Annotated in this window: 12 protein-coding genes and 1 tRNA gene; 5 read left to right on the forward strand and 8 right to left on the reverse strand. The window is 57.9% G+C overall.

All coding sequences use genetic code 11. The features are described from left to right. Positions 1-4: 4 nt before the first annotated feature. Positions 5-1,111, reverse strand: a complete 1,107-nt coding sequence (locus BN1800_RS19920) for a D-alanyl-D-alanine carboxypeptidase family protein (RefSeq protein ID WP_087000395.1) — start codon at positions 1,109-1,111, stop codon at positions 5-7. Between BN1800_RS19920 and BN1800_RS41460 the strand changes: the two genes are divergently transcribed. The 3 genes from BN1800_RS41460 (at position 1,081) to BN1800_RS19930 (ending at position 2,573) form a co-directional block, all read left to right on the forward strand. After that, positions 1,081-1,287, forward strand: coding sequence for a hypothetical protein (locus tag BN1800_RS41460; RefSeq protein ID WP_167333929.1), 207 nt, complete (start codon positions 1,081-1,083; stop codon positions 1,285-1,287). The two genes, BN1800_RS19920 and BN1800_RS41460, sit on opposite strands and share 31 nt — an antisense overlap. Next, the gene (locus BN1800_RS19925; RefSeq protein WP_087000397.1) at positions 1,262-2,425 is read left to right on the forward strand and encodes a M20 aminoacylase family protein; all 1,164 of its coding nucleotides are present in this window, start codon (positions 1,262-1,264) and stop codon (positions 2,423-2,425) included. The genes BN1800_RS41460 and BN1800_RS19925 overlap by 26 nt, the downstream gene beginning before the upstream one ends. Before the next feature lie 71 nt (positions 2,426-2,496). After that, positions 2,497-2,573: transfer RNA gene (locus tag BN1800_RS19930), tRNA-Arg, on the forward strand. A 42-nt stretch (positions 2,574-2,615) separates the two neighbouring features. Here the strand turns inward: BN1800_RS19930 and BN1800_RS19935 are convergent. The 4 genes from BN1800_RS19935 to BN1800_RS19950 all read right to left on the reverse strand — a co-directional run bounded on the left by BN1800_RS19935 (position 2,616) and on the right by BN1800_RS19950 (position 8,396). Next, complete coding sequence (locus BN1800_RS19935; RefSeq protein ID WP_087000400.1) at positions 2,616-4,166, reverse strand: SpoVR family protein; 1,551 nt, start codon at positions 4,164-4,166, stop codon at positions 2,616-2,618. Then, positions 4,163-5,440: a YeaH/YhbH family protein gene (locus tag BN1800_RS19940; protein ID WP_027512371.1), complete on the reverse strand. Its 1,278-nt coding sequence runs from the start codon at positions 5,438-5,440 to the stop codon at positions 4,163-4,165. Before BN1800_RS19940 ends, BN1800_RS19935 begins: the two co-directional genes overlap by 4 nt. A 19-nt stretch (positions 5,441-5,459) precedes the next feature. Beyond that, positions 5,460-7,403 (reverse strand): PrkA family serine protein kinase, encoded by a 1,944-nt coding sequence (locus tag BN1800_RS19945; RefSeq protein WP_087000402.1) that lies wholly within the window; start codon positions 7,401-7,403, stop codon positions 5,460-5,462. A gap of 477 nt (positions 7,404-7,880) precedes the next feature. Then, complete coding sequence (locus tag BN1800_RS19950) at positions 7,881-8,396, reverse strand: DUF992 domain-containing protein (RefSeq protein WP_027512373.1); 516 nt, start codon at positions 8,394-8,396, stop codon at positions 7,881-7,883. A gap of 332 nt (positions 8,397-8,728) precedes the next feature. Between BN1800_RS19950 and BN1800_RS41465 the strand changes: the two genes are divergently transcribed. Beyond that, the gene (locus tag BN1800_RS41465) at positions 8,729-8,893 is read left to right on the forward strand and encodes a hypothetical protein (RefSeq protein WP_167333930.1); all 165 of its coding nucleotides are present in this window, start codon (positions 8,729-8,731) and stop codon (positions 8,891-8,893) included. An 83-nt stretch (positions 8,894-8,976) separates the two neighbouring features. Here BN1800_RS41465 and BN1800_RS19955 read toward each other — a convergent pair whose 3' ends face one another. Together BN1800_RS19955 and BN1800_RS19960 are read right to left on the reverse strand one after the other, a co-directional pair. Further along, complete coding sequence (locus BN1800_RS19955; protein ID WP_027512374.1) at positions 8,977-9,243, reverse strand: BON domain-containing protein; 267 nt, start codon at positions 9,241-9,243, stop codon at positions 8,977-8,979. Positions 9,244-9,313: 70 nt separating this feature from the next. After that, positions 9,314-9,964 (reverse strand): hypothetical protein, encoded by a 651-nt coding sequence (locus BN1800_RS19960; RefSeq protein WP_425299048.1) that lies wholly within the window; start codon positions 9,962-9,964, stop codon positions 9,314-9,316. A gap of 322 nt (positions 9,965-10,286) precedes the next feature. On the opposite strand from BN1800_RS19960, the gene dxr reads away from it, so the two are divergent. Next, complete coding sequence (gene dxr, locus BN1800_RS19965) at positions 10,287-11,480, forward strand: 1-deoxy-D-xylulose-5-phosphate reductoisomerase (RefSeq protein ID WP_087000404.1); 1,194 nt, start codon at positions 10,287-10,289, stop codon at positions 11,478-11,480. Positions 11,481-11,515: 35 nt separating this feature from the next. On the opposite strand, the gene BN1800_RS19970 is transcribed toward dxr, so the two are convergent. After that, positions 11,516-11,739 (reverse strand): aminotransferase class I/II-fold pyridoxal phosphate-dependent enzyme (locus tag BN1800_RS19970; protein ID WP_143534022.1); only part of this gene is annotated, 224 nt, incomplete at its 5' end.

Raw genomic sequence — 11,739 nt, forward strand, 5'->3', positions numbered from 1 at the left:
TACCTTAGAAGGAGGTCGGACGCGGCAGCGGCACCGGCACATTAGCAAGGTCGCCGATTGCGTCGGCCTTCGCCATCTTGTCCGGCTGAACGTCCTGGCCGGGGATGAGGCCGGCAAAGACGTAGCGTGGCTCATGGTCCATTTCCAGGATATAGGGCGACTGCACTTTCATGCGGCCGACCTCGTCGCGCGTTTCGCTGCGCACCTTGGCACCTTTTGCGCTGCAGATATCGGCGCTTATGTCGGTGACCTGATCCTGCCCCGGCCCATATGGCTTCAACGAACCCAAGGTATCGGTTGCCGGAAACTGCGTCACAAAGCCCTTCTGCAACAGGTTCGCCGTCGCGTCCGCGCGAGCTGCAAGACTGTCCTCACCGAGAACGACGGAAATCAGGGTGCGGCCGTTACGGGTCGCCGAGCCGATCTGATTGAATCCCGAGGCACAGATAAAGCCGGTCTTCATGCCATCCGCACCGGCAAAACGGCCGATCAGCAGGTTGATGTTCGGCGTGTTCGTCTTGCCATTGGAGAAGCCTTCAAGCGCGAAATAACCCGCATATTGCGGGAAATCGCGCCGCAGCGCGACGGTCAGGACTGCGAGATCGCGCGCCGTGGTGTATTGGCCTTTACCCGGCAGGCCGTTCGGATTGACGAAATGCGAATCCGACATGCCGAGCTTTGCTGCTTCGGAATTCATGCGTAGGACAAAGGCATCCTGGGTACCGGCGACGGCCTCTGCCACGGCAACCGCGACGTCATTCGCCGACTTGATCATCAGGATCTTCAGCGCGCTGTCTAGCGTCAGCTTCTGCCCCGGCTTGTAGTACATTTTCGCGGCTGGCTGCGCTGCCGCCTGCTTGCTGATGACGATCGGCGTATCGAGGCTGATCTCGCCGGCACGGATTGCGTCGAAAACCGTATAGACCGTCATCAGCTTTGTCAGCGACGCCGGATACCATTTGCGGAATGCTTCTTCATGCTCCAGCACCCGGCCGCTCTGAACATCGACGAGGATTTGCGGATTGGCCTGCGCCAGCGGGACCGAAAGGAGAAGAAAAGCGGCGGCTGCGGAGGCTGCGAATGAAATCAAACGATTCTGGCGCGTTGACACGGTTCGTCCCTAAGATGTCCGGAAATCTCGAAAGCTTCACCTATTTAGCTTATATGGCCATGACATGGCAAAGGTCATTGAATAAGTTATTTTCGCGGCGCAACATCCCGCAAGCCGCCGGACAATCCAATTTCGTACAGGAAGTTATGTATGCCGATTTTGAACAGAGCCGCTGAATTGCAAGCCGAAGCGACCGAATGGCGCCACCACATCCATGCACGGCCGGAGCTTCTTTTCGCGGTCGAAAACACGGCGGCTTTCGTTGCCGGCAAGCTCAAGGAATTCGGCGTTGACGAAATTGTGACCGGCATCGGCCGCACCGGCGTCGTCGGCCTGATCAAGGGCAAGGGAAAAGGCCGTCGTGCAATCGGCCTGCGCGCCGACATGGACGCCCTGCCGCTGACGGAGATCACCGGCAAGCCCTGGGCCTCGACGACGCCGGGCAAGATGCACGCCTGTGGGCATGATGGGCACACGGCGATGCTACTCGGAGCCGCCAAATATCTTGCAGAAACGCGCAACTTCAACGGCAACGTCGCGGTGATTTTCCAACCGGCCGAAGAGGGCGGCGGCGGCGGTAACCTGATGGTCCAGGACGGCATGATGGAGCGCTTTAATATCGAGGAGGTCTATGGGATGCATAATCTGCCCGGCCTTTCCGTCGGTCAGTTCGCCATCCGCAAAGGCCCGATCATGGCGGCGACGGACGAATTCACGGTGACCATCAAGGGCCGTGGCGGCCATGCGGCCCAGCCGCACCGGACGATCGACCCGATCGCGATCGGCGCGCAGATCGTCACCAACCTGCAGATGATCGCCTCGCGGAGCGCCGATCCCCTGCGTTCGGTTGTCGTCTCCGTCACCAAGTTCAACGCGGGTTTTGCCCACAACGTCATTCCGAACGATGCACAGATCGCCGGCACGGTCCGCACGCTCGACGCCGAAGTCCGCGATCTGGCGGAAACCCGCCTCAAGCAGATTATAAACGGTCTCGCCGCCGCCCATGGCGCAGAGGCCGATATCGGCTTCCACCGCAACTATCCCGTCACCGTCAATCACGACACGGAGACCACCCATGCGATCGCCATCGCGACCGACATAGCGGGCGCGGCGAACGTCAATTCTGAAATCGATCCAATGATGGGAGGCGAGGATTTCTCTTACATGCTGAACGCCCGTCCCGGCGCTTTCATCTTCATCGGCAACGGCGACAGCGCGGGCCTTCACAACCCGGCCTATGATTTCAACGACGAAATCATAGGCCACGGCATCTCCTACTGGGTCCGCCTTGCCGAACAGCGTTTGGGCGCGTGAAATCTATACTCGATAAGAACTTCAAAAAGGCTTGGCTTCGCGTCAAGCCTTTTGTATGCATGACACGGAGTGGTCCCGTAGCTCAGCAGGATAGAGCACCAGATTCCTAATCTGGGGGTCGCGCGTTCGAATCGCGCCGGGATCACCAAAACACTTTCGTCCAGAGAGAACCCTCAATGAGAATGGTTTATCACTGAATGGGCTTGCGGGGGCTTGCCGTGTGTTCCTTCACCACTTCATTCGAACTATCGATTTCCTGAAGCAAAACATCATAGCCCCAAAGGTTGGCGAGATGCTGCAGGACGAGCTTCGTATCGGCTTCCTGAAGAAACCAATCGTTCGTGACATTGTGGCGCAAGAGAAGGCGGCGGTCACCGGCAAGGTCGACATCGACGATGTCTATTCCGGGGTCGATCCAGCCGATGTCGTATTCGCGGGAAAGCTGACGGCGGATGCGCCGATAGCCGCGTTCGTCATGGATCGCTGAAACCAGGATTCCTTCTTCCTGCTCCGGATCATCGTAAAGATGGAAGAGACGCCATTGCCGGATCAGGTTGGGGCTCAGGAACTGATTGATGAAACTCTCGTCCCGATAATCGGCCCAGATGTCACGCAATACGGACATTGCATCGCCGCGTCCGGCAATGTCCGGGAACCACGCCCTGTCCTCCTCTGTCGGCGCAGTCACGATCCGCTCGATGTCCTGCATCATTGCAAAACCCAGCGCATAGGGATTGAAGCCCGAGAAACGGCGATCGTCGTAGTTGGGCTGGAACACGACATTGGCATGCGACTTCAGGAATTCGAGGAAGTTTCCATCACTGATCTGCCCGCGCTCGTGAAGCCTGTTCATGATCCGATAGTGGACGTAGGTGGCTGTTCCCTCGTTCATCACCTTGGTCTGGCGTTGCGGGTGAAAATACTGCGCGACATGGCGGACGATGCGCAGAATCTCACGCTGCCACGGCTGCAGTCTCGGCGCTGATTTTTCGAGGAAGTAGAGGATGTTATCCTGAGGAAGGCCAAGGGCGAGGCGTCTCTTCTCCAAGCCGACATCGGCTGCCGTGCGCTTCTTGCCGGTGGGAACAGTGCGCCAAAGATCGTTGAATACCCGCTCCTCATGGACACGGCGCTCCTGTTCCCGCCGTTCCTCGTCACGAAGGTCGACCTTCGTTTTGCCGGCGTGCCGGTGCACCCCATGCGACATCAGCGCGTGCGCGGCATCGAGCGTACGCTCGACCTCAACTTCGCCGTAGCGCTCCTCGCAGCGGGCGATGTAAGCCTTGGCGAAATTGAGGTAATCGAGAATGCCATCAGCATCCGTCCAGAGTTGGAAAAGATAATTGTTCTTGAAGAAATGGTTGTGCCCGAAAGCGGCGTGCGCGATGACCAATGTCTGCATCGTCGCCGAATTTTCCTCCATGAGGTAGGAGATGCAGGGCGAACTATTGATGACGATTTCATAGGCAAGGTCGCGCATGCCACGGCGGTAGAAAGCCTCGTGATGAGCGAAATGCTTGCCGAATGACCAATGACGATAAAAGAGCGGCATGCCGGTCGATGAGTAGGCATCCAGCATCTGTTCCGATGTGATGACCTCGATCTGGTTTGGGTAGACATCCAGGCCGAGTTCGCCGAGCGCTATCTCCTCGCAGGCATCATGAATGCGCTGCAGCGTTGGAAAATCCCAGTCGGAACCGTTAAACAGCAGTCGCTTCTTTGACATCGCCGTAGTCGTCATGGCGCCACCTTCGACTGTGCATCACGCTTCTGGAAAAGCTCGTGGAAGACCGGGAATATTTCATTTCGTTGGCACACCTTGCGCATGGAAAGGGGTACCTGTTCAGAACGGATACCTTCGTAAAGCGTCCAGAGCGGCGAGCGGGAGACAGAGGAGTCACTATCTTCCTCGCCGACCTCGATATAGGCGAAATACTGGCACAGCGGCAGAATCTCGTGCCGCAGGAGTTGCCCCGTCATGGTACCGTCCGAATAGGAGTTGTCACCATCGGAAGCCTGGGCGGCATAGATGTTCCACTCGGCTGGGTCGAAACGCGCCGCAACGATCGCGCGCATCGCCGCAAGCGCGCTTGATACCAGCGTACCACCCGTCGCCGGACCATAGAAGAAGGTTTCCTCATCCACCTCCTCGGCCTTGTCCGTATGGCGGATGAAGACGATCTCGACCTTCTTGTAGCGCTGCGACAGGAAAAGGTAGAGCAGCAGATAGAACCGCTTCGCAAGATCCTTCATATGCTCCGACATCGAACCGGAGACGTCCATCAGGCAGAACATAACGGCTTTCGCCACGGGCTTCGGTTCGGTTTCGAAGCGGCGATAGCGCACATCGAGCGGATCGATATAGGGAATGCGGCGGCTTTTTTCCGTCAACGCTTTGAGCTTAGCCTCAAGAGCTCCGCGTTTCTCGTCGTCTTCGCATTCCTCGATCTCGCGCCGAAGCGCCTCGATCTCCTGGATGCGCGGGCGGCGAAGCGCGATCCGCCGCATCATCGCCATCCGCGTCGTGCGGCCGACGGCGAGGTTGGACGGCGAACCGGACACCGAATAGCCGGCCCGCACGGGACTTTCCTCTTCGGTTTCGGTCAACCGCCGCTTGGCAAGATCAGGCAGTTCCAGATCGTCGAGAAAGACGTCGAGGAATTCTTCGCGCGTCAGCACGAAACGGAAACCATCCTCGCCATCGCCTTCGCCTGCCTCTTTCGGTCTCCCGCCGCTTCTGCCCGGCGGCCGGGGAATGATATCCCCTTCAACAAAAGCTCTGTTTCCCGGCAGAATTTGATCGCTGATGCCGCCCTCACCCCGACGGAAACCCGGCTCTGTCAGACCGTCAATCGGCAAGGTAATTTCGCCACCGTCGAGCACATCCCGAATATTACGGCTTTGCAGAGAACGTTTCACCGCCTGCTGCACGGCGCTTTTCGCGCGCCGAAGAAACCGTTGACGATTTTCTAAGCTTTTACCGCGCGGATTAAGCCGGCGGTCGACAATGTGCATGATGGCTCCCGCGTGAGCGTTAACTTGCCTGCTTCACGCGCATGTACCAATCCACGAGGCGCCGAACCTGTCTTTCGGTGTAGCCGCGCGTGGTCATGCGCGAAACGAATTCACTGTGTTTCTTCTCGGCTTCGCCGTCCTTCTTCGTGCCGAAGGAGATGACCGGAAGCAGATCCTCGACCTGAGAGAACATGCGTTTCTCGATCACTTCCCTGATCTTTTCATAGCTCGTCCAGGACGGGTTTTTCCCGCCGTTGTTCGCCCGCGACCGCAAGCAGAACTTGACGATTTCGTTACGGAAATCCTTCGGGTTGGCGATACCCGCCGGCTTTTCGATCTTCGTTAGTTCCTGGTTAAGCAGCTCCCGGTCGAGGAGCTGGCCGGTATCCGGATCCTTGAAGTCTACATCCTCGATCCAAGCATCGGCGTAGTCCACGTAGCGATCGAAGAGATTCTGTCCGTAATCCGCATAGGATTCCAGATAGGCTTTCTGAATCTCGTTGCCGATGAACTCCGCATAGCGCGGCGCAAGTTCGGCTTTGATGAACTCCATGTAGCGTTTCTCGGCTTCGTCGGGAAACTGCTCGCGGCGGATCGCCTGTTCCAGAACGTACATCAGATGAACCGGATCGGCCCCCACCTCGCTCGTGTGATGATTAAAGGTCGAAGCGAGCACTTTGAAGGCGAAACGTGTCGATATTCCGTCCATTCCCTCGTCAACGCCGGCCGCATCCCGATATTCCTGGACGCTGCGTGCGCGCGGGTCGGTTTCCTTCAGGCTTTCGCCGTCATAGGCCCGCATCTTGGAAAAATATGTCGAGTTCTCATGCTTGCGCAAGCGCGAAAGCACCGAAAAGCGCGCCAGCATCTCGAGCGTCCCCGGCGCACAGGGAGCCTCCGCGAGTTCCGATCCTTCGATCAGTTTCTCGTAGATCTTCTTCTCCTCGGTCACGCGGAGGCAATAGGGCACCTTGATGACGCAGATACGGTCGATGAAGGCCTCATTGTTCTTATTTGCTTTGAAGGTCTGCCATTCGGCCTCGTTAGAGTGCGCTAGAACAATGCCCGAAAAGGGAATGGCGCCGATATTCTCGGTACCGATGTAATTTCCTTCCTGCGTCGCTGTCAGCAGGGGATGCAGCATCTTAATCGGCGCCTTGAACATCTCGACGAATTCGAGCAGGCCCTGGTTGGCACGGTTGAGTGCACCGGAATAGCTGTAGGCATCCGGATCGTTCTGCGAATAAGTTTCAAGCTTGCGGATATCGACCTTGCCGGCCAGCGAAGAAATATCCTGGTTGTTCTCGTCGCCGGGCTCGGTTTTGGCGATCGCGATCTGGCGCAACCGTGAAGGCTGCATTCTGACGACGCGGAAACGGGAAATATCGCCACCGAACTCGTCAAGCCGCTTTAGGCACCATGGGCTCATAAGTCCGGTCAGCCGCCGCATTGGGATGCCGAATTCTTCAAAGAGAAGGGAGCCCATCGTGGCTGGATCAAAGAGGCTGAGCGGACTTTCAAAAACAGGGCTGACGTCGTCGCCTGCCTTCAGCACATAGATTGGATGAACCTCCATCAACTGCTTCAACCGCTCGGCGAGCGAAGACTTGCCGCCGCCGACCGGACCGAGCAGATAAAGGATCTGCTTACGCTCCTCGAGCCCTTGCGCGGCATGCGTGAAGAAGGAAACGATACGCTCGATCGTCTCCTCCATGCCGTAAAAGCCGACGAAGGCTGGGTAGGTCCGGATTGTCCTGTTCATGAAGACCCGGCCGAGGCGCAGATCCTTGGCGGTGTCCAATACCTCCGGTTCGCCTATCGCCGCAAGCAGACGCTCCGTCGCATTGGCATAGGCAAGCGGCTCCTGTTTGCAGAGCGACAAGTATTCTGCGATGGACATCTCTGTTTCGCGCCGCGTTTCATAGTTACGCGAAAACGCATCGAACACGGATTCATTCAGCATGGGCCCTCCATTCAAGGTTTATGCCACAGGCTCCCGAAATAGCCGAACCACTGCAATGGCAACGACATTTCGTTGAGAATCAATATGTTTCGTGGATTGATTGGACACCTGTCGGCCGTCTATGGCAATGCACAAAAATGTGCATCCACCGGTCGTTTGGCTCCAATCAAACTAACTATAGTATATCCTAATTCGTAAGGCGCCAGTGCGATATCAGCACATTTCAGGACGTGACATGAGGCCGCAAAGAGCTTCTAATGCCGCTTCTGTTGATTCCCGCACGTCGAAAGATACCACGTGTGGTCAGTTGCGCTTACGATTTTGACTTCACCACAAGCCGACATGAACAGCCCAGACCGCAAGCCGTGCATGGTCCAGCGGTCGCTTTTGCTACATTTGCCGACTAAAAACATCAAACTCCTCATCTGGGTTAGCCTAGCCCCCTCCGTTGTGACGGAAGGGGCAGAACGGAACTTGTCAGGCGGGCGTGAGCGTCATCGACGCGCTGGCCGCTGCAATGTTGAGACCAAGTTGGCCTGTTACGCTGAGGGGCTGGAGATGAATCGATCCAGCAGTACCACCGACCAGGACATTCGCACCGACGCCTGCGCCAAGCGTCGCTTCCGCCGCGGCGCCGACATAAAGGCCACCGAGCGAGCCGCGATGATAGCCGGCAGTCGGCGCGAAGACAGCCCAGGCAAGACGGCTGCGGGTCGTAAACCCGAGATCTATGCCAAGTTTTCTGATGTCGCCTGTATAGTGGTCAGAAATCTCCTGACCAGCACTCGATGTGAAGACGCAATCTGCCTCCTTCGCTGAACCGAGTACATAGCCGAAGCCGCCGCCGATATCGCATGTCAGGAAGCCAATCTTGACCCCGCCGCGCACGTCCGGCTCTTGGTAGGTCCGGATCACGTCGGCCGCAGTTGCAGCCGTCACGCATGCTTGGGCCAGCGATGCCGCAGCAACTATCATCGCAATGGTCTTTTTCATCATGGTCTCCTTCTAAAATCATGGCTGGGAATAGCATTGGGCTCAGCCGGCGAAGAACAAACTCTGAAACACATAACGTGTCTCATCGAAGAATGATCCAAACTGTCTTCACTTATCTGCACATCGTAACGCCGTGCCTGGTTGCAAGCGCGGGCAGCCACACTGCTCACATCGCAAACGGGCATTTCGAGGGCACAGCCTAAATCGGCCTGACCCGATATCCATTTCCCCCGGCAAGTGACGGAAAAGCAACATCGGCCATCACGCTCACGACGTCGTTGCGGAACTTTGAAACATGGCCGGCGTTGGGAGCGAAATGGGAGTGTTTCGTCATGCGTACAAAGATGACCATCCTAGCAATTGCCTATATCGCGATCAGCGGCCTGTTGCTCGCAATCGCTCATCAGTCGTCCGGTCCGATCACCACCGAAAAGACCGACCGCGCCAGCGGGGCCGGCACCGGCTCGGTATTCCTTGCCGAGCGCTTTGCCGGCTGATTCGGCGGGGCGCAAACTGCTGTTGCAAAGGAGCCCCTACTTTCCAGTAGTCTGTTTATGGCTGACGGCACTTCGTGGCGTATTCAGCCAAGCAAGATCCGGTTTCGAACAGCATGTACGCCCGGAACGCCTCGTGCGACAGCCGTTGCGCGTTCGATTTCATCGACGGTGCCAACCGTGCCGGTGAGCACGATGTCGTCGCCTTCGGCCGTCACTTCGACGTCCGAAGCGTCGATGCCGCCAGCCGTCGCAAGCGCGCCGGCCACGGCCCTTTCAAGCGATGCATGATCGACCGATTCCGCCGCTATTCCAGGCTGCTTCCCGTGGAATGTAGCCTCCTTGAAGATCATGGTCGTTCCTCCTGTTGGATTGCGGAGAAACGCGAAAACAGCCAGCTTGGTTTCAGCCGCCGAAAGGCACCTACCAGCTTACCCGGTAATTGACGTTGACGCTGGCCGAGCTGCCGGATGAAAGCGGATTGGTGACCGCCGCATTGAGATTGAGGTTCGGAAGAATAGTCTGGCTGACACCGACTGAACTCGAAAAATCCCTGCCGAAATCCGTCACGCTGCTTCCTGCAGAAATCGACGTTCCAGTCCCCGGATAGATCAGTTTCAGAGCCTGAGTTGCCGTCACCGACGTCTGACGTGTTTCGACAGCATCGTAATCGACGTTGACAAACCGGCTTGTCTGCAGGTCGAGCGAGTCCGATAGGATGAAGCTGCGCGAGCGGCTGAGCATCAGCGACCCGCTGCCGCGCAGCGTATCGATCCGGAGGCTTGCGTCCTGCTGCGCCTTTCCTGTCGGTGTGACGCGGGCCTTGATGATCTTCCCCCAAAGCGTCGCCTGTTCGGAGCCGGGCTGGATGGCCTCGCCATCGGTCGATGCGAGCGCCAGGTCGGCGCCGGCACTCGTTTCCCATTCGGATGGAAGACGAAAGCCCATCGTTGTCTTGTAAGACTGCTCGGAAACCCGCACTGGAGTCCAGATCAGAAGATTGTCCGCCTTGGCCGGAAGAGCCCCCAAAAGGCACAGGCCTGACAATAATAATGTTCTCTTCAACATAGTCATCAAAATCCAATCGCGCCAAGCGCGCGCAATGCGCAAAAACCCGCGCGCGATGCGCGCTTTCGCGCGTCCTCTCACTCCTCCCGTTTTTATGAACTGGCCCAGCACAAGGTGCCGTTGCCATGCAGCGCGGCAGCAGTCGCAGGCGACTGCTGAACAACTGCGGCATCCTGTGGAAATCCTGCAGGAATTGTTATCAGGATCACATCAGAGGCTCGTTCTGTAAACCACTCAACGGTAGAAAAGTGCTGCACTGCACACTTGCCGCCCATTTCAAAGCCTTGTAGAGCCAGAGGCTAATGGGAAATTTTCGGCAAAAATCGGCATGACGACCGGCAGAAATGCGCCGCGGCGCCTCAGCATCTTTGGTTCGACCGGCTCGATCGGACAAAATACGCTCGATGTCATCCAGCAGCTCGGCGGCCGGGAGAACTACGAAATTTCCGTAGTGACCGGCAATGAAAACGTTGAGCTGCTTGCACAGCAGGCAAAAGCGACCGGCGCCCGGCTCGCGGTTACTGCGAACGACGGCAAATACAAATCGCTGAAAGCCGAGCTCTCCGGCAGCGGCATCGCAGTTGCGGCGGGCACTGCGGGACTGGCGGAGGCCGCCGACATCGAAGCGGACTGGGTCATGGCCGCCATCGTCGGCACGGCGGGGCTGGTGCCGACACTGGCGGCAGCACGCAAGGGTGCAACGATCGCCCTCGCCAACAAGGAATGCCTTGTTTCGGCGGGCGATCTCTTCGTCAAGGCAGTGCAGAACGGCGGCGGGCGGCTGATCCCGGTCGATAGCGAACACAGCGCCATCTTCCAGTCACTTGACGAAAATCAGCGGCACGCCGTCGAACGGATTATCCTGACGGCATCGGGCGGCCCTTTCCGCACATGGTCGCGTGCCGACATGGCAAATGTGACTGCGGCGACTGCACGCGCCCACCCGAATTGGTCGATGGGCTTGAAAATTTCAATCGGCAGCGCCTCGATGTTCAACAAGGCACTCGAAATGATCGAGGCTAAGCACCTCTTCAGTGTCCGCCCGGACCAGATCGAGGTGGTGGTGCATCCGCAATCCGTCGTCCATTCCATGGTCGGTTATACGGATGGGTCCATCATCGCCCAGCTCGGCAGCCCGGATATGCGGACGGCGATCGGCTATGCGTTGGAGTATCCGCGTCGGCCGAAGCTGAATGTCGAGCGCCTGGATTTTGCAAAACTCTCTCGTCTGGACTTCGAAGCGCCGGACGAAAAGCGTTTCCCCGCTCTCAGGCTTGCGCGCACGGCATTGGAGCGAGGCGGCCTGCAAGGGGCCATTATGAACGCCGCTGAGGAAGTGGCCTTTCATGCCTTCGTCGAAGAACGGATCGGCTTCCTGCAGATGGCCGATATTGCCGAAGCAGTCATGGACAGGATGACCGCCACGGACGGCGCACACACGATGGATGACGTCTTTGCGGCCGACGCCGAGGCCCGCAGGCTCGCAGCGAAACTGGTTGCGCTCAACGATAAGGCCGCCTAACGGCGGCCCTGATTCAACGGAAAAGCTGATCGACTTTACGCGACTTGCCTTGCCAGGGCGCAGCGCGACCAGAGCGAATGGAGTGCCGCGACCAGTTGTTCGATGTCGGCATCGGAATGCAGCGGCGTCGGGGTGATGCGCAGCCGCTCGGTCTTCTTCGGCACCGTCGGATAGTTGATCGGCTGGACATAGACGCCGAAATTGTCGAGCAGGATATCGGAGATCCATTTGCACTTCGCCGCATCGCCGACCACCACCG

The organism is Rhizobium sullae, assembly GCF_900169785.1.
In the GTDB taxonomy this organism is placed as follows: Bacteria; Pseudomonadota; Alphaproteobacteria; order Rhizobiales; family Rhizobiaceae; genus Rhizobium; species Rhizobium sullae.